29 protein-coding genes are annotated in these 26676 nt (G+C 60.7%); 6 read left to right on the plus strand and 23 right to left on the minus strand.

Going from position 1 to position 26676, the window contains the following annotated elements; translation table 11 throughout:
* Positions 1-6: 6 nt before the first annotated feature.
* From J0F90_RS21705 to J0F90_RS21745, 9 genes are all read right to left on the minus strand, one after another.
* On the minus strand, positions 7-1221 hold the full coding sequence (locus tag J0F90_RS21705; RefSeq protein ID WP_033639302.1) for a lactonase family protein: 1215 nt from the start codon (positions 1219-1221) through the stop codon (positions 7-9).
* 276 nt (positions 1222-1497) lie between these two features.
* Complete coding sequence (gene dagF, locus J0F90_RS21710) at positions 1498-2238, minus strand: 2-dehydro-3-deoxy-phosphogluconate aldolase (protein WP_016930215.1); 741 nt, start codon at positions 2236-2238, stop codon at positions 1498-1500.
* On the minus strand, positions 2235-3353 hold the full coding sequence (locus J0F90_RS21715) for a DgaE family pyridoxal phosphate-dependent ammonia lyase (RefSeq protein WP_033639301.1): 1119 nt from the start codon (positions 3351-3353) through the stop codon (positions 2235-2237). Before J0F90_RS21715 ends, dagF begins: the two co-directional genes overlap by 4 nt.
* Complete coding sequence (locus tag J0F90_RS21720) at positions 3337-4476, minus strand: amidohydrolase/deacetylase family metallohydrolase (RefSeq protein WP_033639300.1); 1140 nt, start codon at positions 4474-4476, stop codon at positions 3337-3339. Before J0F90_RS21720 ends, J0F90_RS21715 begins: the two co-directional genes overlap by 17 nt.
* A 60-nt stretch (positions 4477-4536) precedes the next feature.
* The gene (locus tag J0F90_RS21725) at positions 4537-5187 is read right to left on the minus strand and encodes a DUF4310 family protein (RefSeq protein ID WP_004937013.1); all 651 of its coding nucleotides are present in this window, start codon (positions 5185-5187) and stop codon (positions 4537-4539) included.
* Positions 5188-5198: 11 nt separating this feature from the next.
* A complete protein-coding gene (locus J0F90_RS21730; protein ID WP_004937006.1) occupies positions 5199-5975 on the minus strand; it encodes a DUF4311 domain-containing protein in 777 nt (258 codons plus the stop codon).
* A gap of 30 nt (positions 5976-6005) precedes the next feature.
* Positions 6006-6302: a DUF4312 family protein gene (locus J0F90_RS21735; protein WP_004937003.1), complete on the minus strand. Its 297-nt coding sequence runs from the start codon at positions 6300-6302 to the stop codon at positions 6006-6008.
* Complete coding sequence (locus J0F90_RS21740; protein WP_004937000.1) at positions 6302-6667, minus strand: glycine-rich SFCGS family protein; 366 nt, start codon at positions 6665-6667, stop codon at positions 6302-6304. Before J0F90_RS21740 ends, J0F90_RS21735 begins: the two co-directional genes overlap by 1 nt.
* 36 nt (positions 6668-6703) lie before the next feature.
* A complete protein-coding gene (locus J0F90_RS21745) occupies positions 6704-7030 on the minus strand; it encodes a glycine dehydrogenase (RefSeq protein ID WP_086013604.1) in 327 nt (108 codons plus the stop codon).
* 444 nt (positions 7031-7474) lie between these two features.
* On the opposite strand from J0F90_RS21745, the gene rnk reads away from it, so the two are divergent.
* The gene (gene rnk / locus J0F90_RS21750) at positions 7475-7885 is read left to right on the plus strand and encodes a nucleoside diphosphate kinase regulator (RefSeq protein ID WP_004936993.1); all 411 of its coding nucleotides are present in this window, start codon (positions 7475-7477) and stop codon (positions 7883-7885) included.
* Positions 7886-7922: 37 nt separating this feature from the next.
* On the opposite strand, the gene J0F90_RS21755 is transcribed toward rnk, so the two are convergent.
* The 3 genes from J0F90_RS21755 to J0F90_RS21765 are packed head-to-tail and all read right to left on the minus strand — an operon-like array spanning position 7923 to position 11036.
* Positions 7923-8711 (minus strand): sulfite exporter TauE/SafE family protein, encoded by a 789-nt coding sequence (locus tag J0F90_RS21755; RefSeq protein ID WP_016930220.1) that lies wholly within the window; start codon positions 8709-8711, stop codon positions 7923-7925.
* Entirely contained in the window at positions 8704-9585 is an 882-nt protein-coding gene (locus tag J0F90_RS21760; protein WP_033639299.1) for a formyltransferase family protein, read from the minus strand. The genes J0F90_RS21755 and J0F90_RS21760 overlap by 8 nt, the downstream gene beginning before the upstream one ends.
* Entirely contained in the window at positions 9582-11036 is a 1455-nt protein-coding gene (locus J0F90_RS21765; RefSeq protein WP_033639298.1) for an FAD/NAD(P)-binding protein, read from the minus strand. The genes J0F90_RS21760 and J0F90_RS21765 overlap by 4 nt, the downstream gene beginning before the upstream one ends.
* A gap of 283 nt (positions 11037-11319) precedes the next feature.
* Here J0F90_RS21765 and J0F90_RS21770 point away from each other — a divergent pair, with 283 nt between their 5' ends.
* Positions 11320-12102: an AraC family transcriptional regulator gene (locus J0F90_RS21770; protein ID WP_033639297.1), complete on the plus strand. Its 783-nt coding sequence runs from the start codon at positions 11320-11322 to the stop codon at positions 12100-12102.
* A 4-nt stretch (positions 12103-12106) separates the two neighbouring features.
* Here J0F90_RS21770 and cybC read toward each other — a convergent pair whose 3' ends face one another.
* Positions 12107-12493, minus strand: coding sequence for a cytochrome b562 (gene cybC / locus J0F90_RS21775; protein WP_016930224.1), 387 nt, complete (start codon positions 12491-12493; stop codon positions 12107-12109).
* A 138-nt stretch (positions 12494-12631) separates the two neighbouring features.
* Positions 12632-13972 carry a metalloprotease PmbA gene (gene pmbA / locus J0F90_RS21780; RefSeq protein WP_033639296.1) on the minus strand — a complete coding sequence of 447 codons (1341 nt, stop codon included), beginning with the start codon at positions 13970-13972 and terminating at the stop codon, positions 12632-12634.
* A gap of 179 nt (positions 13973-14151) precedes the next feature.
* Here pmbA and yjgA point away from each other — a divergent pair, with 179 nt between their 5' ends.
* Positions 14152-14700, plus strand: coding sequence for a ribosome biogenesis factor YjgA (gene yjgA / locus J0F90_RS21785; protein ID WP_004936968.1), 549 nt, complete (start codon positions 14152-14154; stop codon positions 14698-14700).
* A gap of 27 nt (positions 14701-14727) precedes the next feature.
* On the opposite strand, the gene J0F90_RS21790 is transcribed toward yjgA, so the two are convergent.
* The 5 genes from J0F90_RS21790 to aaeX all read right to left on the minus strand — a co-directional run bounded on the left by J0F90_RS21790 (position 14728) and on the right by aaeX (position 18894).
* The gene (locus J0F90_RS21790) at positions 14728-15027 is read right to left on the minus strand and encodes a barstar family protein (protein ID WP_004936963.1); all 300 of its coding nucleotides are present in this window, start codon (positions 15025-15027) and stop codon (positions 14728-14730) included.
* A 5-nt stretch (positions 15028-15032) separates the two neighbouring features.
* Positions 15033-15500, minus strand: coding sequence for a ribonuclease (locus tag J0F90_RS21795; RefSeq protein WP_004936959.1), 468 nt, complete (start codon positions 15498-15500; stop codon positions 15033-15035).
* A gap of 280 nt (positions 15501-15780) precedes the next feature.
* On the minus strand, positions 15781-17748 hold the full coding sequence (gene aaeB / locus J0F90_RS21800) for a p-hydroxybenzoic acid efflux pump subunit AaeB (RefSeq protein ID WP_033639295.1): 1968 nt from the start codon (positions 17746-17748) through the stop codon (positions 15781-15783).
* Positions 17748-18683: a p-hydroxybenzoic acid efflux pump subunit AaeA gene (aaeA, locus tag J0F90_RS21805; RefSeq protein ID WP_028127537.1), complete on the minus strand. Its 936-nt coding sequence runs from the start codon at positions 18681-18683 to the stop codon at positions 17748-17750. Before aaeA ends, aaeB begins: the two co-directional genes overlap by 1 nt.
* Positions 18684-18690: 7 nt before the next feature.
* Positions 18691-18894: a p-hydroxybenzoic acid efflux pump operon protein AaeX gene (aaeX, locus tag J0F90_RS21810; RefSeq protein ID WP_004936952.1), complete on the minus strand. Its 204-nt coding sequence runs from the start codon at positions 18892-18894 to the stop codon at positions 18691-18693.
* A 314-nt stretch (positions 18895-19208) separates the two neighbouring features.
* Between aaeX and aaeR the strand changes: the two genes are divergently transcribed.
* Positions 19209-20120, plus strand: coding sequence for an HTH-type transcriptional activator AaeR (aaeR, locus tag J0F90_RS21815; RefSeq protein WP_033639294.1), 912 nt, complete (start codon positions 19209-19211; stop codon positions 20118-20120).
* Here aaeR and J0F90_RS21820 read toward each other — a convergent pair.
* Both J0F90_RS21820 and J0F90_RS21825 read right to left on the minus strand, forming a co-directional pair.
* Positions 20111-20455: a hypothetical protein gene (locus J0F90_RS21820; protein WP_033639293.1), complete on the minus strand. Its 345-nt coding sequence runs from the start codon at positions 20453-20455 to the stop codon at positions 20111-20113. The two genes, aaeR and J0F90_RS21820, sit on opposite strands and share 10 nt — an antisense overlap.
* On the minus strand, positions 20452-20727 hold the full coding sequence (locus J0F90_RS21825; RefSeq protein ID WP_016930230.1) for a zinc ribbon domain-containing protein: 276 nt from the start codon (positions 20725-20727) through the stop codon (positions 20452-20454). The genes J0F90_RS21820 and J0F90_RS21825 overlap by 4 nt, the downstream gene beginning before the upstream one ends.
* Before the next feature lie 207 nt (positions 20728-20934).
* Here J0F90_RS21825 and uriH point away from each other — a divergent pair, with 207 nt between their 5' ends.
* The gene (uriH, locus tag J0F90_RS21830; RefSeq protein WP_016930231.1) at positions 20935-21876 is read left to right on the plus strand and encodes a uridine-preferring nucleoside hydrolase UriH; all 942 of its coding nucleotides are present in this window, start codon (positions 20935-20937) and stop codon (positions 21874-21876) included.
* A gap of 693 nt (positions 21877-22569) precedes the next feature.
* Positions 22570-24252, plus strand: a complete 1683-nt coding sequence (locus J0F90_RS21835) for a PglL family O-oligosaccharyltransferase (RefSeq protein WP_033639292.1) — start codon at positions 22570-22572, stop codon at positions 24250-24252.
* 59 nt (positions 24253-24311) lie between these two features.
* Here J0F90_RS21835 and J0F90_RS21840 read toward each other — a convergent pair whose 3' ends face one another.
* A complete protein-coding gene (locus J0F90_RS21840) occupies positions 24312-25076 on the minus strand; it encodes a CDP-diacylglycerol diphosphatase (protein ID WP_033639291.1) in 765 nt (254 codons plus the stop codon).
* A 151-nt stretch (positions 25077-25227) separates the two neighbouring features.
* Complete coding sequence (gene tldD / locus J0F90_RS21845; RefSeq protein WP_033639290.1) at positions 25228-26673, minus strand: metalloprotease TldD; 1446 nt, start codon at positions 26671-26673, stop codon at positions 25228-25230.
* Positions 26674-26676: the final 3 nt, after the last annotated feature.

Consider the following 26676-nt stretch of genomic DNA (forward strand, 5'->3'; position numbering starts at 1 on the left):
CACGGGTTACTTCGCCGGCGGCAGGAACGCCATTTGCGAGGGGCTGCCGATCGGCAGATAGCCGCCCACAAAGCTGAGTTTGCCGTCCGTCGGGTTGACGCTGAAGCGGGTGACGTTATCGCTGCGCTGGTTCAGCGCATACAGATAGCGGCCATCCGGGCTCAGCGCCAGCGAACGCGGATAATCGCCGCGGGTCCAGGTTTCCGCCACCGGTTTCAACTCGCCGCCGGCGCCCACGCTGAACTGGGCAATGCTGTTATGCAGTCGGTTGGCGACGTACAGCGTGCCGCCGTTTTTGCTGAGCGCCAGCCCCGAGGCGAAGCTGGTGCCCTGATAGTCGGCGGGCAGCGCGGAAACCGCATGCAGTTGTTTCAGAGTACCTTTTTGGCGATCAAAACGGTAGCTGGTCAACGTCGAGGCTTCTTCGTTCACCAGCAGCACGGTGTCGCCGTCCGGGTGGAACACAAAATGACGCGGGCCGGCGCCGGCGGAAGAGGCGGCGATCCACGGCGGATCGTTCGGCGTCAGGCGGCCGCTCGCGGCGTCAAAGCGCCATTGGTAGATGCGATCCAACCCCAGATCCGTGGAGAACACGAACTTGCCGCTCGGATCGCTGGCGATCATATGGGCATGCGGGCCGTTGTGATCGCTGATGGCGAAGCTGCCGTTCACCGCCGCCGCCGGTTTGGCCGCGCCCGCCGGCCCCTGCTGTTGCTGCACCGAGCTGGCGGCGCCCAGGCTGCCATCCGCTTCAATCGGGAAAGCCGCCACGCTGCCGCTGACGTAGTTCGCCACCAGCAGATGGCGGCCGTCCGGCGTCGAGGAGAGATACACCGGCCCTGCCCCCTGCGAATCCACCTGATTGAGCTGAGCCAGTGCGCCATCGGCCGGATTGATCCGGTAGGCGGTGATGCCGCCGTGCTTGCCGCCGTTGAAATCGGCCACTTCGCTGGCGACATACAGCGTCTTGCCGTCAGCGCTCAACGTCAGCTGGGCCGGATTCGGCACATTGCTGACCAGCGTGGCGTGGCTCAGCGCGCCGCTGGCCGGATCGACCTGCACCCGGTAAACGCCTTCGCCGTTGGGATTGTAGGTGCCGATATAGGCAAAATGAGATGACGTGGAGTTCATTGCATCCTCAGCATGCAGCGCCGGGCCGGTCACGGCCAGCAGCGCCAGGAACAACGCGGAGCGTCGGGTTGGAACCTGCCAGTTTCGCATAGTAATCCTCAGTATATATCCGTCATCTTTCAACCCGCAGCGTTGTTGGCTGCGCAGTTACTCGGCCCATCCATGGGCCTCACCCCTTCGGGGCCGCTGCAAGCAGCGTTTAAATCTGCTCCCGGCAGATTTTTCACCCCAGTCACTTACTTAAGTAAGCTCCTGGGGATCCTTAGCTGCAACTTGAAAGCTATAGGCTATAGGTAACGGCGGCGCGGCATGCCGCGCCACGGGAAAACCTTCGCCTCCCAGCGTTTACCTCATCCCATTACGCGTTCAGCCCACCAGCGTTTTGGTCATCGCCAGTAGGGTTTTCACGTCCTGCGGGCGCGTGTCGCCGCTGGCGGCGTCGATGATCGAGCTGTAGATATGCGGGATCACGCGTTTCACGCCGGCCGCCAACGCGATCTCGACGATCGGCTCAAAGTTCTCCAGATCGATGCCGCCGGTCGGCTCCAGCATGAAGTCATGCTCGGCGCAGGCCTTGGCGACGTACTGGTATTCGTCCTTGCACTTCAGGCCACCCATCGGGAAATACTTGATGGAGCTGCCGCCCATGTCTTTCAGCAGGGCGATGGCGGTTTCCACCGGCACGATGCCGTCCGGCGCCGCGGCGCTCAATGGGCCGGTAGAGATCTTCACCCAACCGACGCGGCCGGTCGGCGACACCAGGCCGTTGACCACGCTGTCGTTCTGGCCCAGCAGCGCGCGGCTGGCGCCGACGCCGGTAAACACCTGGTTAACGTGCTGCGGCTGCACCTGCTGAGCGATCAGGCTGACCATCGCCGACTGCTTCGGATCGCCGGCGCCCAGGCCGACCGAGAGCGCGTTTTCAATCAGGCGCGCATAGCGCAGCATGTCGGTCACCGCGCTATCGACATCCGGGTAGTTCTTGGAGAGCACGCCCACCAGCACATGGCCTTCCGCCGCGGCGTAGATGTCCTGCGCGTTGGCTTTGGAGCCGGCCAGCACGTTCAGGCAGACGCGGTCGCGATAGTAGTTAGGCTGCAGCTTCATGCTTGTTTCTCCGTAAACAGGTTTTTGATACAGCTAAAGACGGTCATCAGCTGTTGCTCGTCGACGCTGCGCACGTCGACCTCAATCTTGCCCTCGTTGGCCTTATAGCCGCGGAAGTAGATGGCGATGTCGCCGGTTTTCAGCGCCTGGACGATGTCATAGGTCGACCGCCCCAGCACCGCCTCATCAAAGGTGATCTCGGCGCGAGCGATATCGCGGCCGGCGCTGTCCCAGACGGTCTTGGCGCTGACGCCGGTCAGGGTGTTGAGGCTGTCGAGGAATGGCGTCATCCGCTCCACCATCTGTTGCCCGGTGGTTTTCTCAAGCGTCAGATAGCTTTCAATCGCCTGCGTCAGGCCGAGGATGCCCTCTTTGCCGACCTTCATCGCCCGGCCGATGCCGCCGGATTGCAACTTCACCCACTCGACGAACTGTTTCTTGCCGATCACGAGACCGCTGGTCGGCCCCTCGATGGCTTTGGCGCCGCTGTAAATCACCAGATCGGCCCCCATCTGGTAGTAACACATCAGATCTTCTTCCGCCGCGGCGTCGACGATCAGCGGCAGGTTATGTTTGCGCGCCACCACCGCCGCCTGTTCGACGGACAGAATGCTTTTCTGCACGCAGTGGTGCGATTTGACGTACAGGATCGCCGCGGTCTGCGGCGTGATGCAGGCTTCAATCTGCTCCGGCGAACATTCGTTGGCGTACCCCGCCTCCACCACCTTGCCGCCGCCCAGCGCCACCATGGTGTCCACCGGCGCACCGAAGTTGACGTTGTGACCGCGCGGCAGCACGATCTCGCGCGGCACGGTCACCGGCGCCGAGTGCAGGTTCACCAGCAGATTGGCGTTATCTTTAACGATCACCGCCGCCACCGACTGGGCGATGCCCGCCGAGGCGCAGGAGACGATCACCGCATCCTCCACGTTGAGCAGATCGGCGATGTAGGCGCCGGTCTTGTTGACCAGATCCTTGATTTCGAAATAGTGGTTCAGGCCGTAATCAACGGCGTCGATCACGTCCTGGCGCGGCGTAGAAACGCCGAGAATGGTCATGCGGCCGGAGGTGTTGATCACCTGCTTCAAACCGTATTTTTCATAAATCGAAGACATGGCTTGCCTCCCCTTGTTCGGTTAATAGGATTTCCCCAGCCACCACCGCGGCCAGCGGCACCAGCAGCCGTTCACCCTCGGCGGTTTGCCCTTCGGCGTCGGCGAACACCTGCGGTTCGCGGCGCAGTTCAAACAGTGTGAAATCGGCGTCATAGCCCGGCTCCAGCCGCCCTTTGCCGCTCAGCTGCAGCGCCGACGCGGCGTTCTCCGTCACGCAGGCGATCAACTGCGGCAGCGTCAGGCCGACGCTGAAGAACTTGGACATCACCGTCGCCAGGCTGTGCACCGGCCCGTTCATGCGGTTGCGGCAGTAAATATCGGAGCTGATGGTGTGCGGCAAAATGCCCAGCTTGATCGCCTGGCGCGCCACCTCGAAGCTGAAGCTGGCGGTGCCGTGCCCTACGTCGAGCAATACGCCGCGCCGCAGCGCGCGCTGGATAGACTCGCGCAGCGTGCCCGCCGGCGTCAGAATGCGGTTCGGTTTGCCGTTGTAGCAGTGGGTGATGATGTCGCCGCGGGTCAGCAGATCGGCGATCTCGTCCAGATCCGGCGGGTTATTGCCGATATGCACCATCAACGGCAGCTGGCGGTTTTCCTGCTGGATCTCTTTGGCCAATACCAGCGGGCGAGTGCCGTTCTTGCCCACCACGCTGCTGCTCATGCGCGCCTTGATGCCGATGACAAAGCCGGGGTGGTTGGCGATGGCCTGGCCGGCCTCGCGCTTGTCGATGTCCGTCATCTCCGCCAGCTCGTTCTGCCGCAGCAGGCCGATGCGCGAGATATTGAGGAAGGCGAAAACGTTGGTTTTGGCGCTGCGCGTCAGCTGATAAAAGGCGTCGATATCGTCGGCGCCGGTGCTGCCGGCATCGACCACGCTGGTGACGCCGCTGGCGACGCCGACCCGATCCGGCTCGTCATGGTAAATCGGCGATTCGGGATAGCAATGCACGTGCGCGTCGATCCAACCGGCGCTCAGGCGGCAGTTGCCCGCCAAATCCAGCTGGCGAACGGCGCTGACGTCCGCCGCCAACCGCCCCACCGAGGCTATTTTGCCGTCTTTCACCGCCAGATCGATCAGCGTATCGTCCGCCAGTCTGGCGCCTCTGATTACTAAGTCATACATACCGCATTGCTCCTGTTAGCCCGGGTGCCGCCGTATCGGGCGGCGCCTGGCGCAGGCCTCTTAAGAAATGGCTACCGGGAAGATCGCCCCCAGGATCATCGCGCCGAGGATCGCTCCGCCGGTGATCGGTTTACCCCAGATATAGAACAGCAGCGCGCCGAGCAGCGAACCGATGCCGATCGGGATCGAGGCAGTCATCGCCGACAGGATGATCAACGGCCCGAGGAAACGGCCCGACGAGTTGCCCGCCCCCATCATCACGTCCGCCCCGTAGGTGGAGTTGCTCTGATTGATGGTGAATTTGCGCGCCAGAATGATCACGTAACCGATCGCCAGGCCGATGATCAGACCGGTGGCCAGCGAAGCGGCGAAGTTGGCGACCGGGAACACGATGCCGGCCCCCAAAAGCAGCGCCGGCACGCCCAGCCCGACGCCGGTCTGGATCGCGCCGCCGATGTCGAGGATGCCCACCAGCGAGCCTTCGATGATGCGCGCGAACAGGAAGCTGGCGCCGAACGCCGCCACCGCGCCGTATACGCCGGTATCCATCCCCGCCCGCAGCATGGAGACGAACGCCACTTCGTTAAAGGCGCCGATGCCGTACAGGTAGTACATGTGCGTCCCGGCGAACACGCCGGAGGACAGCAGGCCAACAAAAATCGGGAATGACCAGTCGGCGTACCAGAAGCCTTTTTGGGTTTGCTCTTCCATCATCCCGCTCCTTATTTACCGCTCAGGGTGTTGTGAATGGCGTCCAGCCAGCCCGGCACGCCGAGGCTGAAGGACTCGAGAACTTTCATGTCGAAGCCGCGGAAGAAGCCGCTCAGCACGAACAGCAGCACGATCACCGCCATCATGATCTTGGTGATTTTGTTCCAGCCGCTCTCTTCCACGCCCTTGCCGATCAAAATGCCCAGCACCAGGCCCGGTACGGCGTTGCCCATGATCAGCTGCGCCAGGCCGCCGAAGATGGTGCCCCAGAAGCCGGAACGGCGCCCGGCGTCGATCGCCGCCAGCCAGAAGATCACCGGCATCACGGTGTTCACCAGCAGGTTGGCCGCCGGCACCAGCACCTTGATGGCGGTGACCTGCAGCGCGGCAGGCACGGCGGAAGCGGTAGTATTGAGGAAGGCCACCACCAGCATGCCGATGATGCCGCAGGCAATGGCCATTTTTTTCGGATCGTGCAGCGTTTGCGCCAGATTGCGGTTCTTGACCATCAGGGCCGCCGCGCCCCAGTGCGGGATGATGCGGTGATCGACGTCCTGCGTGAAGGAGCCCGCCGCCACGGAAGACGCCCAGGCGTTGAAGAAGAAGCCCAGACCGAATGAGAAGTGGGAAGCCGGATCGCCCTCGCAGGAGTTCAGCTCGCCCAGGGTGCGAAACGCTCCCATGCCCTGTGTTGTCGGCGCGTGGAACATGCGTGCGGCGCCGGCCCCTACGCCGACCCCCACCAGCCCACCGATAATAATCGATTTAAATAAGATGATTAAAAACATCAGTATACCCTTTCATTTATGCTAACGTTTTTATTTCGTGACGAAGACAACCTTCTCGGTATTGATAATGGTTACGTTCACGGTTATTTCCAGAGAAACGGCATAGCTCTTTCTTTCGCGCGGCAAAAAGAAGAAAAGAAATTTCTCTTTAGTTATTTTCTCTTCCGCCTTCACTACGCTGACGTCCTGCGGCTCGATGCGCAGCAGAATATTGTTGGTGGACTTTAATACCGCGCCCTGCACATTAGCCAAGGCGGAAGCAAAAGCTTTCGCTTTGCTGTCGCCTTTACCCTCCACCTTTACCGATGTGGTATATTGCTCTTTCATTATGGGTTGCCATGTTTTTTGACGTAGGCTTCCACCAGTTTCTGGCCCAGCTCTTCTTTATCCATAAAGCCGAAACCCAGCACGTTGCAGCCTTCGTTAATTGCCGTCACGCCCTCTTCCACCGAACGCATGCCGTATTTGGCCTTGTAGCCGTATTTGGTTTGCGCGGTAATCGCGCCTGCGCCGCCGCTGCCGCAAAAAGAGATGCCCAGCTGCGCGTTTTCCGCTTTCATGACGTCGCCCAGCTTCATGTCGGCCGCCACGCCGGGGATGACCACCGCTTTTCCGCCTGCGTTTTCAACGCCCTGGCCGACTTTTTGCCCTTTGCCCAAACGATCGCCGATCACTACGGTAATTTGACCCATGGTATATTCTCCTGATTGAAATCGATGCGTTAACCGCTATGCGTTATTATCTTTCGCCACTTCGAAGTGCACGGACAGCAAATAGGCTTCTTCGATAGGCAATGTGCCAAACTGATTCACCACGCGTTCCGCCATTTGCATGGACTCGGCGGAAATTTCGTCGAAAAGCGATTTATCCACCTCCGGCAACGGCTCACCGGTTATTGAACGCAGCACCATGGCGCGAATATGCGATTCCAGCATCTGTTGCTGCACCGCATTGGTATAAATATTCTCAGCATTCAGCATCGCGGTAATATCCGCCAGCACCCGAGCGGTGATCTCACCGGCTTCGCTGACATCGGATTGTTCAATTTCTTTTATCGAAGCAGATCCATCATTCACTTTTCAGTACCCCTAGATCCCACATTAATCAGTAAGCCGTAAAGCGCATCACCTGAATAACCCGCTTTCTGTGATGTCTTTACCCTACCCCCGGCAAGATTTTCTGTGTAGACCGGTTTTTTCCAGTTCGAAGTGGAAATCGAATGACGCGCGGGGATCCATTTCGCAAAACGGCGTTATGGCGAAAAAGTAAATGAGATAACAATTACATAACCCGGCTAACGGTTTTTTTTGCCTCGATTGACGATAAAAGCCTTCGTGATCGGGATCTCTTTCTTTTCTCGCCCCAACCGCCTACTATCAATGGGACAAATCGACATTACCCACACCCCCGCTCCTCTGGCGCGGGGGTGTTGCTTTGTGTTGTTTTTCCGAATTTATGGGCGCACAGACTGGCGCCCTTTGATTTGACTGGAGAGTGGAATGACCAAACCCATCATTACTATTAATGAGCTGGATGCGGAACGCCTGGATGCGCTATTGGAACAACCGGCCTTTGCCAACACCGACGTCGCCGCCGCGCTGAACGACGAGTTGGATCGCGCGGAAATCCTGCCGCCGGAGAAAATGCCGGCCAACGTGGTGACCATGAACAGCCGCGTGCGTTTTCGCGATCTGCACACCGATGAAGAGCATGTGCGCACGCTGGTCTACCCAGCCTCGCTGAAAGACAGCCACGATCAGCTGTCGGTGATGGCGCCGCTGGGCGCAGCGCTGCTCGGCATGCACGTCGGCAAGCAGATCTCCTGGCAATTGCCGAACGGTGAAGAAGCGCGGATTGAAGTGCTGGAATTGCTGTACCAGCCGGAAGCGGCGGGCGAATACCACCGTTAAGCGGTTTTCAGGGCGGCATCCGGCCGCCCTTTCTGTCTCAGATGCAGATAGCGATCAGCACGGCGATCAGCAGCAGCACGTAGATTTTGGCATGCAGCGCATCGCTCACCTTCGGCAAACAGCGCCTGGCAAACACGATCCCCGCAATCCCCGCCACCACCAGCAGCCCCAGAATGTTCAGATTGACGTAACCCAGATACTGCGGCCCGCTCATCTCACGCCATCCCAACACGATATACATCAGCGCTCCGATCACCGCCACCGGGATCGACAGCGGGTTGGCGGCGCTGACGCAATATTTCATGTCGTAACCATGGCGGCGCAGCAGCGGCACGGTCATCACGCTGCCGCCCACCCCCAGCAGGGTGGCGATGCCGCCGATCAGCGGCCCGCCGCCCCACAACGTGGCGGGAGACAGTTCGGCGCGCGCCGGTTTGATCAGGAAGCCCCGGCGGAACAGACAGTCGGCGATGGTCACCGCCATATAGACCACAAACAGCCCGCGGATCACGCCGTCCGCCAGCAGCGAGGAAGCGAACGCGCCCAGCGCCGCGCCGATGCCGATGAAAAAGATCAGCGGCACGATGGTTTCTCGCAGCAGGTTGCCGCTGCGCCAGTTGGTCAGGGTGGCGTAACTCGCGTTGAGGATCATCACCGCTGTCGAGGTCGCTACAGCAATATGCATCGCCTGGCCGGGCTGCTCGCCCGAGGCGGAGATCAGGTGATAGACGAAAGGCACCACCACAAAGCCGCCGCCGAAGCCAAACAGAATGGTGGTGATGCCGGTCAGAAAACCGGCGCCCAGTACAATCAACGTTTCAATCATGGCCGTGCGCCCGCACGAAGTCGTCGAACCCGGCGCAGAACTGCCCCGCCAGCGGGTGGAAGCGCTCGCCGACGAACAGCCCCAAATACTGCTCGCGCACGGCGTCGTGATCCACCAGCTCAATGCCCGCCTGTTCCGCCCGCGCCAGCGTCTGTGCGTCCGGGAAGCCCCAATAGCGCGAATCACCCTGCTTTTCCGCCGCTATCGCTTCGCTCCGTTCCGCCCGCATGAGCTGGCGCGCCAGGAAGGTGCCGCTTTGCACGCCCAGCAACATCATGTTTTCCAGGAACGACAGATCGTGACGCAGCTCGGCGGGCAGACGGGCGAGCACCGGGCCGGCGTCCCAGTGTTCATCCATTTCATGCAGCGTCACCGCACAGCCCTTGTCACCGTTCATCATCGCGCGGAATAGCGTCATCACCCCGCGATAACGCGGCAAGTCGCCGGGGTGCAGGTTCCACAGCAGCTTGCCGCGTCGGCTGAAGGCGCGCACATAGTCGGCGGAGAATTTCTGATAGCAGCGCAGGGAGATCACCGCGTCCATATGCTCCAGGCTGCTGATAAACGTGGCGTCATTGATGTCGAGAACGCGATGCGCCTTGACCCCGGCGGCGGCCAGGAACAGGGCCGGCGGTTGATAGGCCCCCTCACAGGCGGCGGCGTTGCGGCCAACGAACGGGAACACAAAATCGTTCAGCACCTCGCGCTCATACAGCCCCAGGCGGCGAACCGCCGGCTCCTGGGTGCGGCCGCCGCTTTTCGCCAGGGGGAAATACACCGTAAAAGCACACTCGCCTTTCAGGGCGGCGATCAGATCCTGACACACCAGCCAGGAGAAAATGTCGTTGCCGACAAAGAGCGCTACGTTCTTCATACTTCAGCCTTCTTTGCGTTGAAAATAGGGTTGTTGAACACGATTTTGCTGATATCCCGCGTGATGGATTCCATCGCCGAGGTGTAAAAAAGATCGCCCTTTGCGGGCGCGCCGAGCGAGTAAAGATGCTGCTCACGGCCGCGTCGGTCGGCGATTTTCAGCGTATGCGGGTTGCACTTCACGCCGCCGAACAGGTTCTCTTGCACCAGCCCGTCTTGCAGCAGCTGCTGGCTCAGGCGGTTGGGCGGCAGTTGATAGGAAGGCGTGGTGCAGTTGAACAGATACTGCGCGCGCACCCGCGTCTCATGGCAACGAAGGATAAACCCGTCCGTTGCCTTGCTGATATCCACCAGGCCGCCGCAGGCGCGCAGGCGTTGGCTCTCCAGCGCCGCCACGATCTTGTTGGCATTCTTGATCGGCATGGCGTGCCGATTGCGCATCCAGGAGGAGTTGTAAAAGCGCATGAAGACCTGCCGGTTGTTGGCATCCATCTTGACCCAGGCGGCGCACACTGCCGGGTGGATCGCCGCCAGATAGCTGCAGATATGCTCCCGGGCAAAACGCGCGCGATCGAGGCTGTCCGCCAGATCGCGGTAGCAATCGCGCCTTTCCCCCAGCGCCGAGAGCACCGTCAGCCGCTCCGGCCCCGGATAGTGGCGCGCCAGCGCGGCGTTGATCGCATGCACCAGCTGATGCGCGTCAATAAAATCGCGGCCGGCGACAAAGCGCCGCAGCGCCTCAACAAACGCCTCCGGCGGCGGACGCATCAGCGCCGGCTGCACGCTGGGGAACAGGCCCGAGCGCGACAGGGCGCAGATGTCGGTCGCTCCCAGGCGCTCCATCAGTTCAACGATGGCGTCAATCGCCGTCAGGCTGCAGCCGATCACGCCGATGCTCGAATAAGGGTTGATCGGCGGCAAGTCCTGATGGGCCTGATAAGCGATCACCCCATCCACCGGGTAAAGGCACTCCGGCGGGTTGTGCCCCGAACACAGCACCAGCGCGTTCATCTGCTCGGCGCCGCCGCAGGCGGTGGTCAGCCGATAGCCGGCTTCGTGCGGCGCGATGGCATTCACTTCGGCAGTGACGAAATTCAGCGCGACGTTACTGTCCGCCGCCATATATATTGTCATGTCGCGAATAAAATCGAGATATTCCCGATACAGCCAGCGCGGCGGATAACGATCCTGGCAAAACTGCGGGAAATGCATGGCGATCCAATCAACGAAGTGCGCATCGTCGAAAATATCCGCCGACATATTTTCCGGCGTCATATTTAATATATGGCTGTCAAAATCGCTGCTGTATGCCATGCCGCCTTTAAATCCCTGCTTGTCGAAAACCGTCAGGGAAAGCGGCCTTTTGCAATGATTAACCGACTTATTTTTTATAAAGTTATACGCAAAAGAGATGCCGGCGGCCCCGCCGCCAATCACACCGAACTTATACATGAAATATCACCTTATAGTCATTGAACTGCGCTAAGAACTATTGCTTCAGGTGTTGGAATAAAATGACGCTTTATTCCTTATTAACTTCTTGTATTGCGAGAACGAGAACCTTCGTCCCACCCTGGTGTGAAGACTTGCACGGGCTTCATGGCCGATAAAATAACGGCGCCCCGAACAAGCGTTATTTTTCTGCTCCGATAGTAGGGCGACCGTCGCTGGCTTGCTTTATATGAAGGGCCAACTATCATTGCGTTTCGGCCAATCTGCCCGCCAAAGGGAACACATGCGCAACGTCCGCATTGATGACATCGACCACGTAACCCGCGCGGTGATCGCCATCGGCACCGATTATCCGCCGGGGCATCTGCTGCCAATGCACAGCCACCGGCGCGCGCAGTTGCTGTACGGCGCTACCGGCGTCATGCACGTTTTCACGCAGCAAGGCAATTGGGTCGTTCCGCCGCAGCACGCGGTGTGGCTGCCGCCGCAGATGCCGCACGCGGTGCGGATGGTCGGCGTCACCACCCGCAGCCTGTACCTTGAACCCAGCGCGTTGCCCGCCGAACGGCCGCAGGTATGTCAGGTGGTCAGCGTCACTCCGCTGATGCGCCAGCTGTTGATGGCGGCGGTGGATATGCCGCTGGAGTATGAACAACAGGGCCGCGACGGAGCGCTGGCGGCGCTGCTGCTGCACGAGCTGGCCAGGCTGCAGCCCTTGCCGTTGCACATCCCGCTGCCCGCCGATCCTCGGCTGGGTGAGCTGTGCCGCGCCTTTTTGCAGCACCCCGACGCCCACGACTCCGCGCAGCGGTGGGCGCCTCGTCTGTACATGAGCATTCGCACCTTCAGCCGCTTCTTTCGCGCGCAGACCGGCCTGCCGTTTTCGCAATGGCGTCAGCGCGCCTGCGTGGTGCTGGCGTTGGCGCTGCTGGCCGAAGGACGCAGCGTGACACAGGTGGCGATGGAAATGGGGTATGACAGCAGCGCGGCGTTCTCAACCATGTTCCGCCGCGTGCTGGGGCAGGCGCCCTCCTCCTATCTGACGGAAGACGGGCGCGACGGTTGACGGATTAGCGGAATTTCTTGTGGTTGGCGTCGCGGGTTTGCTTGAAGCCCTGCGCCAGCTGCTTCGCTTCGGCGACTTTGCCCTGATTGGCCAGCGCCAGCGCCTGATCGATTTGGCCGATCAGGGTATCCAACCCGCTGCGGAAATCTTTCATCTCCGGGCTGTCGGCGGCTTTGTCTTCCAGCTTCGGCGGGGTGCCCTGTTTGGCATCCTGCGCGGCGGCGCGCATGTTCTGCAGGCTCTGTGTGAGGGTAGCGGCGGAGTCGGTATTCAGCACCGTTTTGTAGTTTTCCGCCAGGGTGTCCATATCGTCGCCAAGATCGGCGGCGACCGCCAGCGAACTGGCTGCCAGCAGCGTCAACGCCGCCAGCGCTTTCAGGGTATTCTGCATGTTTGCTCACCTTCCAGTTATTGTTTTAATTAACCCACCGTTACCATAGGCAAGGCCGGGAAAAATCGAAACCGGAGATTTGTAAGCAAGGTTAAGACGGGATAACGCGCAGCCGGCGGGCGCCGGCCGCGCAGCGGATCACTGGCCGGCGATCTTCATTTCCGGCAGCAGCACCGAACCGCACTGGATATTGCTGCGGGTTTCGATATCGCTGCCGACGCTGACGATGTTGCGCAGCATGTCTTTCAGGTTGCCGGCGATGGTGATCTCGCTGACCGGATATTGGATCTCACCGTTTTCCACCCAGAAACCGGCGGCGCCGCGCGAGTAATCGCCGGTGACGCCGCTGACGCCCTGGCCCATCAACTCGGTGACCACCAGGCCGGTGCCGAGCTGCTTCAGCATGCCGGCGAAGTCCGCGCCCTGCCCGGCAATGCGCCAGTTATGGATACCGCCGGCATGGCCGGTGCTGTGCAGGCCCAGCTTGCGCGCCGAGTAGCTGGTCATCAGCCAGGTTTGCAGCACGCCGTCCTTGACGATATCGCGCCTCTGGGTGCGCACGCCCTCACTGTCGAACGGCGTCGACGCCAGCCCTTTCAGCAGGTGCGGATGCTCCTCGACGGTCAGCCACTCCGGCAGGATCTGCTTGCCGAGCGAGTCCAACAGGAAGGTAGATTTGCGATAAACGCTGCTGCCGCTGATGGCGCCCACCAGATGGCCGAACAATCCGGTGGCCACCTCGGAGGCGAACAGCACCGGCGCCTTCATGGTCGACAATTTGCGCGGCGCGAGACGCGCCAACGTGCGGCGGGCGCACTCCTGCCCCACCCACTCGGGGCTGTGCAGATCGCCCATCGCACGGCCGATGGTGTAAGCGTAATCCCGCTCCATGTCGCCGTCCTGCTCCGCAATGACGCAGCTGGACAGCGAATGACGGCTGGAACAGTAGCTTTGCAGCATGCCGTGGCTGTTGCCGAACACCTTGATGCCGTAGTGGCTGTTGAAACTGCCGCCTTCGGTGTTGGTAATGCGTTTGTCCGCCGCCAGCGAAGCCTGCTCGGCGCGCGCCGCCAGCTCGATGCCGCGCTCGGCGTCCAGCTCGGTCGGGTGGAACAGATCGAGATCCGGCGCCTCGAACGCCAGCAGATCTTTCTCCGCCGGGCCGGCGCAGGGATCTTCAGAGGTGTAACGCGCGATGTCCAGCGCCGCCTGTACGGTGCGGGCGATGGCATCCGGGCTGAGATCGGTGGAAGAGGCGCTGCCTTTACGCTGACGGTGATACACGGTGATGCCCAGCGCGCCATCGCTGTTGAACTCGACGTTTTCCACTTCGCCGAAGCGGGTGCTGACGCTGATGCCGGTCGATTTGGTGACCGCGACTTCCGCCGCGTCGGAACCGGCGCGGGCCAGCTCCAGCGCCTGAGAAACGGCCTGTTCCAGCGCCTTGCGCTGTTCTGCAACTTGAGTGACTACTTTCATCAATCTGCCATAATTAATCAGAAAATCGTTGAGAAAAGTGCCGGAGCGGCGTAGTTGTGCACGCGGGGCGGCGCGCAAAAATCCTGAGATCTCTGCCGTTGAGTCTAACAGGAACCGCGTTGAATTTCGCATAAAGCCGGCAACCTGTTAGGATTAGCCTCTTTTTAACGGAGCCTACCATGAACAAACAGCCTGAAGACTGGCTCGACGATGTCCCGGAGAATGAAAACGAGGACGATGACGAGATTATCTGGGTCAGTAAAAGTGAAATTAAACGTGATGCCGAAGCGCTGAAAGACCTGGGGGCCGAAATGGTCGATCTGGGCAAAAACGCGCTGGACCGCATTCCGTTGGACGAAGATTTGCGCGCCGCCATCGAGCTGGCGCAGAAGATCAAGAAAGAGGGCCGTCGCCGTCAGCTGCAGCTGATCGGCAAAATGCTGCGCGCCCGCGATATCGAGCCGATCCAGACCGCGCTCGACAAGCTGAAAAACCGCCACAACCAGCAGGTTTCCCTGTTCCATAAACTGGAAGCGCTGCGCGACCGTCTGGTCGAAGAAGGCGATGACGTCATTCCGTCGATCCTGGATCTGTATCCGGCCGCCGATCGCCAACAGCTGCGTTCACTGGTGCGCAACGCGCAGAAAGAGAAGGCCGCCAACAAGCCGCCTAAGGCTTACCGCCAGATCTTCCAATACCTGCGCGAGCTGGCCGAAGCGGCCGACTAAGCGCCGCCATCCCGGGATGAACCCGTTTCATCCCCGGTGATGCGCCGGTTCGCCGCTGCTTTCGCGGATATTGAAGCGCAGGCTGCCTTCCAGCTCTTCTTCCGCCTCTTCAAACAGCAGAATGATCGCGCCGAAACGACGCTTGCTGCGGGCATTCAGGTGAGTGAACTCGATTTCCACCGGCAGACCGATATCGCCGGTCACTACGTCCCACAGCGCGTCGAGGTTGGCGCCGAATCCCTCGTCCAGCGCAAACTTGTGCGCAAAATCGCGGTAGAAGGTCGGCACATCCTGGATCTGTTCAAAATCAAACTCTACTTTTGCCATCAAACTCACTCCACACGAATGAAGTTTTTGTAATGGTCGCGCGTGACGAAGATCAGACCGTCGCTCGAATACAGCAGGCGATCGGCACCGCGCCGGCCACACTGGTAATTGATGTCCGCTTCGCGCCAGACCCGGCCGCCGGCGCTCGGCAGTTGTCCTTCACGGTTAGAGAATCGATCGCCGCCAATCGCCTTGCCCGGCAATACCGCACAAAGGTTGCCTGAACGCGGGTCCCAGCCCTGCTCGCGCGCCTGCTTCTTGGTGACGTAATAGCCCGGCAGCCGCTGATGCTGCTGCAGGTAGCTCACCACCGTTTGCTGCTGCGTGAGCCGATCGATGCTCTGCTGTTGCCCCGCCGGCGCTTGCACCACCGTCGCATTGCCGCCGATCGCACGGTGCTCGTTGCCGCGCAGCGCGCTGAAGACGGCGATGACCACGGCGATGACAATCGCCAACAGAATCCGCTTGTTCATGACATTCCCTGAAATTATGCCGCCGAAGGCGCCGCAGCTCCCCCAGGCTAGTTAGGTATATAGTCGACCTGGATGAAACTAAGATGACCGGCACGTCACGTTTTCGCGGCGGTGAGCGTTTCATCCATTCATGACAATGATGCCACTTTCCAGTCGTTCTGGCACTCGGAGTCTCTCTGAAAACAGGCCGCCTCACATGAGACGGCCCGCCATGTCAGGCACTGCTTTCAGTATAGTCAGGGAAGGCGCCGCACAACGCGGCGCAACAGGAGGGAACGCATCAATCGATCAAGGCGTGACGATAGCGATGCAGCATGTCGGCCAGGCGTTTCACCGGCCCGGTGACGCTGAGCGGCGCCTGGTTGTCCACCAGCTTCTGCTGGTACTCGTTCATTTCACCCAGCAAGCGATCGTAGTAATAGGCGCGCTTGACGTCGTTCTTGGCGGAGACCACCCGATCGGCGGTGCTGCGGATCTGGCGGTGGAAGGCCGACAGCTCTTCGCTGACCGGAATCTCCGCCCGCTGCATGCGCTGGTGGGCAATGATCAGGTTCAACGCCAGACGATACTTGGCGATGTCGTTCGGGAACATCATCAGCAGTTGGTTAAGCTGCTGATACAGCGCAGGCAGATGGTTTTGCCGACGACGCGCCGCCTTGGTGGTCAGCGCCGACACCGCGCTGCTGACGAACTGGTTGAGCAACGTGCGCCCGGTGCGTTCACGCGAATTGTCGCGGATCAGCAGCAGTACCATCAGCCCAACGCAGCTGCCGAGGAACTGGCCCAGCGCCCCGTCGAGAAACTGGGTGACGTTGAACTCCATCGGGTTGCTCAGCACCAGAATGTTGATGGTCCCGGCCAGCAGCCCCAGCGAACCGAGCCGCCGCTTCTGCACCTCGATGCCGATGAAAAACGCCAGCAGGCCGAGGCTGAGACACAGCAGCAAAATGCTCTGCTGCGTCGCCGGCAGGATCACCATGAAGAACAGGGAACCGACCGGGATCGCCGCCAGCATGCCCAGCACGAAATCCATCGCCACCATGCGCGGCGCCGGGGTGCGCATCGCCAGCGAGGTGATCACCGCGATGATCACCATAAAACCGCTGCCGGACGTCCAGCCGGTCCACAGCCACAGCAGGCTGCCGAAGGCCGTCGCCACAAAGGTGCGCAGGCCGTTGATCATCGCGTGATGCCCTTCCGCCGAAGTCGGCTTGACCACGGTTTCGTTGCTCAACACCCCCTCTTCCACCGCGCTGATGCTGCAGTTGGCGTGCACGCCTTTCGACAGCAGCAGGTAGCGCGTCGCCGCGCCGACCCAACCGGTGATGGTCGGCAGCGTTTCCTCGGAACGATGCGTGGTCAGCACCTGGCGCAACAGCTTCATGCGCTTGTGGATCTCCTGTGGGGTTTCCGCCGGGACCATCAGCTGCTCCCACAGGCTGTCTTTCAGTGCCTCCGGGTGATTCACCAAGATCAGATAGGTTTCGCAGGCCTGGGTGATCAGCGTCAGCGACAGCGTATGCAGCGCTTTTACCCGGCGGTTGACCTTCTGCCAGCGCGAGGACTCCATCATCAGATTGTTGCGCATGCCGTCCAGCGCCGTGGTGCTCTTCACCAGATTGCTCCAGGCGCGGTCGATATCCTCTTTGTCGGCGTTGCTGATGCACATCTGCATCAGGCGGTATTGAGCCACCAGCAGCTGATCCACCGCCCGATCGATGTCCTGTTTGATCGAACGCGGCGAGAACAGCAGATCCGCCAACACGGCGCTGACGATCCCCAGCACGATCTCGCTGCAACGCTCGATGGCGAACTGCGGCGCTTCCAGCAGATGAGACTCACTGGTGGCGACCGTCACGATGATGATCAGCGCGGTATACCCGGCCAGCCCCCAGGCATAGGAGTTCTCCACCTTGATGAGCGAAGAAAGCCAGGTGCAGAAACCGGCCCAGATGCAGCACAGCAGCAGCATCACCACCGGCGCGCGGGCGGTGGTGATGATAATGATCAGACCGACGAAGCAGCCGATAAAGGTGCCGATGATACGCAGCCAACCGCGGTGGCGGATGGCGCCGGAGAAGGGTTCGCCGCCGGCGGCAAAGGCCGGGCCGGCGGCGACGATGGCGGCGGTCATCGCCGACCAGCGCGGGGTTTCCAGATTGAGATGGAAGCCGACGAACAGCGCAAACACAATCGCGAAGCTGAGTTTGAAGGCGAATCTCAGCCGGATAAAGGTTGGGCTGCTCATTAGCCGAACTCACGCAGCCGGTGCATCAGGCGCACAAAAGGCGAGCCGCTGTCGGCATTGCGATCGTTCTTGCCGACGATCACCACGGTGGCGGTGGTGCCGGCCGGGTACGGATGCTGTTGGTCCTTGGCGTCCAGCAGAATCTTCACCGGCACGCGCTGCGCCAGGCGCACCCACTCCAGGTTGCTGTCGATCGAGGCCAACCCTTTGTTGTTCACCGTGCTGCTGCTGTTGTTCACCGCCGCCGCCACGCTGTCGACGGTGCCGTGCATGATGCGGTTGCTGCCGAGCGGAGTGATCTCCGCGCGATCGCCCTTATTCAGGCCATTCAGCTTGGTCTCTTCCAGGTACGCCAGGATGTAGAAGGAATCTTTCTTCACCAGCGCCACCGCCACCGAGCCGCGGGTGATGTATTCGCCGGCATGGACATTGAGGTTGGTGATCCAGCCATCGGCCGGAGCCCGCACCGTGGTGCGTTCCAGATCCAGCTGCGCCAGCTCGCGCGCCGCCACGGCCTTCGCCAGCTGGTGCTGCACGGTCTGCAGCGAGTTGTTCGACTGGTCAATCTCTTCCTGCGACATCGCCTGCACGCCCAGCTTCACGCGGCGGCCGGCCTCGCGCCGTTTTTCCGCCGCCAACGCTTGATAGTAGGCGACATCGGCGCCGGCTTCCGCCAACGCCTGCTCATAACGCGGCCGATCGACCACGAACAGCACCTGGCCTTTCTTCACCAGTTGGTTATCCACCACCGGCACGTCGGTCAGCAGGCCGCTGACGTCCGGCGCGATCGCCACCACATCGGCGGTAAACTTGGCATCACGCGTCCACGGCGACTCGGTGTAGAACACCCAGGCCTTGAATATCGCGGCGATGCCCAACAGCACAAGAATCAAAGTGATCGCGATTCGGGTTATTTTTATCGAAAAATTTTTCACAGCGACCTCAAACAAAAAGACATGAAATCAGATAAAACAAGCAGCAATACAGCGCAGTGTTAAACAGCGCCGGATGCCAGACAAAATCGTAAATCCCCGTCGGCTGCAGCAGGCGGCGCAAGAGAAAAAACAGCGCCAGCGACACCAGCAGCTCGAAAAACACCGGCGGAAACGACAGTCCGAAGATGACCATAACCGGAAGCAAACTCATCACTTTTTCCTTATTGTTCACTGCGCCGGGGAAAGACACATCTCGCCATTCACATTCTCTTTACATTTTAGCGTGCGCGCGCCACAAATCTTGACCAGACAGCTTGTCCAGGTCACGAACCCGAAAAAAGGTTAAACTTTGGGGCAGACGTCCACGACAGGGATTGCGAGGGTGCCGGAGGAGCGGCAGGATTACGTCGCCGATCGCTCTCGCACGTTGGTAAGGTCTATTCACCCGACCACGTTATATTAGCCTGCTTACTATCAAGGCATCAACAATCTGTGATCTAAATCACTTTTAAGCCAGAGTGAATAATGGAAAGATTAAAACGGATGTCGGTATTCGCCAAAGTGGTTGAGTTCGGGTCGTTTACCGCGGCCGCGCGCCAACTCGGCATGAGCGTTTCATCGATCAGCCAAACCGTCTCGAAACTGGAAAATGAGCTGCAGGTCAAGCTGTTGAACCGCAGCACGCGCAGCATCGGCCTGACCGAGGCCGGCAAAATCTACTATCAGGGCTGCCGACGCATGCTGCAGGAAGTCAGCGAAGTGCATGAACAGCTGTATGCGTTTAACAATACGCCCGCCGGCACGCTGCGCATCGGCAGCTCATCCACCATGGCGCAAAACGTGCTGGCGAACATGACCGCCGAGATGATGAAAGAGTACCCGGGCCTGACGGTCAACCTGGTAACCGGCATTCCGGCGCCGGATCTGATCACCGACGGGCTGGATCTGGTGATCCGCACCGGAGCGCTGCAGGACTCCAGCCTGTTCTCTCGCCGCCTGGGGCAGATGCCGATGGTGGTGTGCGCCGCCAAAAGCTACCTGATCCAGCACGGCACGCCGCAGAAGCCGAGCGACATGGTCAACTTCTCCTGGCTGGAGTACAGCGTGCGGCCCGACAGCGAATTCGAACTGATGTCGCCGGAAGGCATCACCACGCGCATTTCCCCGCAGGGGCGCTTCGTCACCAACGACTCCTCCACCATGATCCGTTGGCTGAAAAACGGCGCCGGCATCGCCTACGCCCCGCTGATGTGGGTGATCGAAGAGATCAAACGCGGCGAGATCGAGATCCTGTTCAAAAGCTACCATTCGGATCCACGGCCGATCTACGCGCTCTATACCGAGAAGGACAAACTGCCGCTGAAGGTGCAGGTGTGCATCAATTATTTAACCGACTATTTCGAACGCGTAGCGGCGGTCTATCAGGGCTATCGCTGAGCAGCGCTCAAATAGCGTCGCGCCAGCGCGGCCAGCAGCGTCAGCGCCACCATGCCGAAGCCCCACAGCAGCCAGATGGCGTAGCCCGCCCAGGTCAGCAGCGCAGGAAAATAGCTCGCCAGCCCGCTGCCCAGCTGTTTCAGCCACGGCAGCCAGGCGTCCAGCACCGCCTGCGGCACCAGGCTCAGCGCACCGTTCACCGGCAACGATGCATTCCCGGCTGCCTCCGCCAACGCCGGGAGCCAGGCCAGCACCCCGGCTACGCCCCAGGCCAGCAGCGTCCATAGCGCCATGGCGCCCAGCAGCAGCGCGAGTGTCCAACCGCCCCGGTTCACGGCACACCGCCGCCGCACTGCGGACAAAAGCGGCTGCCCGACGGCAACGGCGCGGCGCACTGGCCGCAGGTGGCGCTCACCGCGGCAAACGGCTGACCGCAGCGGTGGCAATAACGCGCGCCCGATTTATTCACAGCCCGGCATTCCGGGCACAGCGGCCCCGGCTCGCCATGCTGATTATAGCGGTTGCCATGATGCCCGCCGCCGTGGCCCGCGCGCTGATGACCGCCGTTAATACCGCCTTGCCCCAACAACCGTTTCAGTAAGCTCATCCCGCCTCTCCTCTGTGCATTGACGCTGAACCTCACTGTAAACCCTGGAGTAAACTCCAGGGTAAAGCCCGGCGAGCAGGATTTACGTTTCATTACATCGTAAAAGTGGCAAGGCTTTGATGCCGTTAACAAAAGCGCCATCGGCATTATCCCACGCCGCCGCGCTGCGTTATGCTGCGGAAACCTCTCCCTGCATCAGGAATAACCATGAAAAAAATCATACTGGACTGTGACCCGGGGCATGACGACGCCATCGCTCTGTTGCTGGCCTGGGGCAATCCGCAGATCGACCTGCTGGCGGTCACCACCGTGGTGGGTAACCAGACGCTGGACAAAGTGACGCGCAACGCCCTGGCGGTGGCCCGCATCGCCAATATCACCGGCGTCCCCTTCGCCGCCGGCTGCCCGCGCCCGCTGGTGCGCAATATCGAAGTGGCGCCCGACATTCACGGCGACTCAGGCCTCGATGGCCCGGTGCTGCCGGCACCCCACCTGCAGTTGGACTCACGCCATGCGGTAGACCTGATCATCGAGACCGTGATGGCCCACCCGCCGGGCAGCGTGACGCTGGTGCCGACCGGCGGCCTGACCAATATCGCCATGGCGGTGCGTAAAGAGCCGCGCATTGCCGAACGGGTCAAGGAAGTGGTGCTGATGGGCGGCGGCTATCATGTGGGCAACTGGAGCGCGGTGGCGGAGTTCAATATCAAAATCGATCCCGAGGCGGCGCACATCGTGTTCAACGAAAAATGGCCGCTCACCATGGTCGGGCTGGATCTCACCCATCAGGCGCTGGCCACGCCGGCAGTCTGCGAACGCATCGCCGCCCTCGGCACCCGGCCGGCCGCCTTCGTCGGCGAACTGCTGGCATTCTTTGGCCGTATGTACCAACAGGCGCAAGGCTTCAGCGCCCCGCCGGTACACGATCCTTGCGCGGTGGCCTACGTGATCGACCCGAGCGTCATGACGGTGCGCAAAGCGCCGGTGGATATCGAACTGACCGGCACCCTGACGTTGGGCATGACGGTCACGGACTTCCGCGCGCCGCCGCCGCCGGACTGCCACACCCAGGTCGCGGTCAAACTGGATCAGGATAAATTCTGGGATCTGGTGGTGGATGCGCTAAAGCGGATCGGTGAGGTGGAGTAAGCGGACGGGAGACAAGACTAACGCGCTTGGGCAGGCGCGTTAGCCTGTATTCTGCCGCGGCAACGGGGAGGCTCAAGACATAACGTCTTTTATTTCCAATTCAGCAGAACAATCCTAACAATAAATCATTTTATAAAAACCCAAATAAACAGATAGAGACAAGAAGAATCTTAATAAAAATAAAACCATGAAAATCACTTTTAATTTAAAAATCAGCAATGGGAAACGATGAAATAAACCTCCTCCGTCACGCCGCCGCTGACGAAACAAATTAAACAAGCAGATACCTATTTTATTCTTCACATTACCTGCCGACATAGGCCATTGCCGGGATGTCTCACGATATTCACACTCGCCAACACAAAGACCAACCAACTGATTTTAATAAATAAAAACAATATTTAGATTAAAAATTGACTGAATCGCAATAGATTTGAGAAAATAGCGCGTCTGTTTTTGAAAAAACAAAAATGCCTTTTGCGGGTGAAAAATACGGCTTAACCTTTCTTTAGGCGCACAGCCTCACGCATTCTCAGGGCAAACATTATTTATCGCTTCACCATGACGACGACTTAAATTTCCCGTAAGACATTTTCGAATTGAACATTACACACATTTCAACATCAGGATAAAAGATAGGGAATAATCAAAACATGCATTCAATAAACGCTATCAGGCCTTGGCAGGTTAACCATGGCCGATAAATCTCCCGCTAACGCAGCGACCATCGCCGTGCTGCCCCTGCTGCTGATCTGGATGGCGGCGCTCCTGCCGATCTATCATCCCAATATGGGCGGCGACGGTCTGGCGCTGCCGCAAAACATTCAGGCCTGGGGCGTCATGGCGCTCACTACGCTGATCGTGACGTTTACCGTTTGCCTGGGTCGCATCCGCCTTTCGCTTACCCCCACCGCCCGGCTATTGCTGCTCGGCATCGCCGTGCTGGCGCTGCCGCTGCTGTATACCCGCCCCGAGTGGCGCGAAGACGCCCTGTGGCGCTGCGCCGGCCTGCTCGGCGGTTGGCTGTTCTATGTCGCCTGCCTGCAGCTGCGCCTAACCCCCAGGCAGCGCAACCTATTGCTGTACGGTCTGCTGTTCGCCGCTGGCGTTCAGGCGCTGCTGGCGGCTCTGCAACTGTTCGCCCCCGCGCTGGCGTGGGTATCCCCTTACGGAAGCCGGGTCTACGGCGTCTTTCAGCAACCGAACGTGCTGGGCAGCTTTATCGCCACCGGGCTGGCTTTGGCGCTCTGGCTGCTGCTTGCTCCCCTCTCTGCGCCGATGCGGCGGCGGCAAATCCCGCTGCTCGCGCTGTTGGCCGTTTTCTCCGCCCTGCTGGTGCTGATCCAGTCGCGCGCCGCCTGGCTCGGCGGCGCCTTGGCGGCGGCATTGCTGCTGTGGCGTTTTGCCCGCCAGCGCCCGGCCGCAAGCCGCTGGGCCGGCGGCGCGCTGCTGTTGGGTATGGCGATCGGCCTCACGGTGCTGTTCACCGGTTTCGGTCTGGAGGGTCACACCGGCCTGATCGGTCGGGGGCTATCCAACAGCGCGCGTCTGACCATGCTGCACGACGTCGGCGCCATGATCCTGGCCAAGCCGCTGCTGGGCTGGGGTTACGGCGGTTTTGAATACGGCTTCGCGCACTTCCGCCTGCAGGAAATGCCCTGGCGAGAAGTGCTGGAAGTCGCCGGGCATCCGCACAATGAAATCCTGCTGTGGTGGGTTGAGGGTGGTCTGCCGGCGCTGGCGGGTATCATGATCGTCCTCGCCGCCGGCGCGCTGCTGCTGAAATGCGCCTGGCAACGGGATCGCGCGCAGCGGGACGGCGCGCGCGTCGGGCTGTTCCTGGTGCTGCTGCCAATGCTGGTGCATACCCAGCTGGAATACCCTTTCTATCTGTCTGCGCCGCACTGGCTGGCGTTTCTGTTGCTGCTGGCGTTGCTGGACGGCCAAACCGGCGAGCCCCGCCCGCTGCCGTTCGCCAAAGCCCTGAGCCTGCCGGTGGCGATGGCGGCGGTCGGCGTGCTGGCGATGGCGGTCTTCGCCTGGCAAGGGCGCATGGCGCTCACTCAGTCGGAACGCACTATGCTGGCCAACATCGACAGCATCGAGCAGATGCCGCCGCCAGCCGCCTGGATCTACCGGGAGCGCAAAACGTTCGACGAGCAATCTCACGCGCTGCTGGTCTATAACCAGACACGTGATGATGCCCTGTTGACCGGCTATCGGCAGTGGGCCAATGCCTATCTGCAGCGCCGTATCGACGCCAACGTCTACGCTACGCTGATCATGATCTTGCGCTATCAGGGGGCCCAGGCGGAAGCCGACGCTCGCCTGCGGGAAGCCGCTTTCCTGTTTACGCGGGATGCGCGGTTTAGGTAGGGACAACAAGGTGAGAGCGATGCCTCGTCGCTCTCACCTGCGTCATTTATGTAGCACAATTAACGCGGCAAAATCGCGCACTCTTTATCCAGCAGCGATTCTACCGACGCGCGATTGCCGACGTCCCAGCCGCGCTTCGAGGCCAGCAAAATAAACCCTTGCCGGCCGGCAAACGTCGTCGGAACGACGACCACGCCATATTCCGCCAGCTGCGGCGGCGACAGATGGAAATAATCCGCCAAATCCTTAATCGGGTAGATGCCCATCACGGCTGGCTGCATCACGCGGCGAGCATAATAGGTGTGGCGTAACAACTTATCCGGCAAAGGCCGCCATTGCTCCTGTATGTAGGGGCGTTCCGCCTGCAATTGGCGCCGCACATCTTCGCGCAGACAGGTCAGGTGAATATGCAATTGGTTCTGGCTGCGGCCATAAGCGGAGTTGATCGCCATGCCCAACATATCATCCGGCACCGGCCCGCCATACTCAGCGGCCAGCCGGTAACGCATCAGCCATGCATAGCCAAAATAGTCCGTCCGTTCCCCGGCCAGCAGCTGCGGGCTTTCGATGCCGGAGAGCGGCGCCGTCGGCACCAGGATGAAGTGATAGGGATAACGCGGGTTTTGCAGCACGCTGAAGCCCTGCGCTTTCCCCTGCGGCATATAAATCTGCTCACACGGGGCCGGATCGCGCTTTTGCTGATAGTTGGCCATGCAGAGCTTATCGACCACGCCCCACAACGCATCGGAACGGGCGCACCCCGTCAGAGAGAGAACCCCCAGCACCAGCAGCCAATGCCGGGCGGATAAAGCCAGGCGCGTCATTCTCGTAGTGATCTGTTTTTTCGCCACGTCAATTTTATTCCATTATGTCGTGCAGGCTACGGCGTCCTGCCGCGCTTAGCGTTACGAATGCGAGAAAGGCCGCAAAATGGAGAATGGTTGAGGGGCCAACGCGCGGCCCCTTGAGGAAAGATTACGCCGTGCCGCCGACGGTCAACGTATCCAGTTTCAGCGTCGGTTGGCCGACGCCTACCGGCACGCTCTGGCCTTCCTTGCCGCACACGCCCACGCCTTTATCGAGCGCCAGATCGTTGCCGACCATCGAGATCTGCTGCATCGCCTCAATGCCGGAGCCGATCAGCGTCGCCCCTTTCACCGGCTTGGTGATACGGCCCTTTTCGATCAGGTAGGTTTCGGTGGTGGAGAACACGAACTTGCCGGAGGTGATGTCCACCTGGCCGCCGCCAAAGTTCGGCGCGTACAGACCGTACTCGACGCTGGCGATGATCTCTTCCGGCGTCGATTGGCCCGCCAGCATGTAGGTGTTGGTCATGCGCGGCATCGGCAGATGCGCGTAGGACTCGCGGCGGCCGTTGCCGGTCGGGGCGACGCCCATCAGCCGCGCGTTGAGCTTGTCCTGCATGTAACCTCTCAATACGCCGTTTTCAATCAGCACGTTGTACTGGCCCGGCACGCCTTCGTCGTCGATCGCCAGCGAGCCGCGGCGCCCGTGCAGAGTGCCGTCATCCACCACGGTGCACAGTTCGGACGCCACCCGCTCGCCCATATGGCCGCTGAACACCGAGGTGCCGCGTCGGTTGAAGTCGCCTTCCAGGCCGTGGCCCACCGCCTCATGCAGCAGCACGCCCGGCCAGCCGGCGCCCAACACTACCGGCATATTGCCGGCCGGCGCCGCCACCGCGCCAAGATTAACCAGCGCCATGCGCACCGCTTCTTTGGCGTAGGCATCGGCGCGCACGTCGCCGTCGACGGTTTCCAGGAAATAGTCATAACCGAAACGACCGCCGCCGCCGCTGGAGCCGCGCTCACGCTTGCCGTCCTGCTCCACCAGCACGCTGACGGAGAGGCGCACCAGCGGGCGAACATCCGCCGCCAGCGTGCCGTCGGTGGCGGCCACCAACACCTGCTCGTAAACGCCGGTAATGCTGGCGTTCACTTCCTGCACTCGCGCATCGGCGGCGCGCGCCACCTTGTCGACGCGGTGCAGCAGGGCGATTTTCTCTTCGCGCGGCAGACTTTGCAGCGGATCGAGCAGCGGATACAGCGCCCGGTAACCGATCTCACCCAGGGTATGCGCCCGCCCGTCGCCCTGCTCACGCACGATGCTGCGCGCCGCCTGGGCGCTCTGCTGCAGCGCATTCAGGGTGATCTGATCGGCATAGGCGAAGCCGGTCTTCTCACCGCTGACGGCGCGCACGCCGACGCCCTGGTCGATATTGTAAGAGCCATCCTTGATGATGCCGTCCTCGATCACCCAGGCTTCGTGATAGCTGGACTGGAAATAGAGATCGGCGTAGTCGATACGGCGTTCTGCCAGTTGACCCAGTACCCTGTACAGGTCTTGATGACTCAGCTTGTTGGTAGCGAGTAACTGCTCACTGACAAACGTCAGGCTCATAAT

Origin of the sequence: Serratia marcescens subsp. marcescens ATCC 13880 (assembly GCF_017299535.1) — a bacterium.
In the GTDB taxonomy this organism is placed as follows: domain Bacteria; phylum Pseudomonadota; class Gammaproteobacteria; order Enterobacterales; family Enterobacteriaceae; genus Serratia; species Serratia marcescens.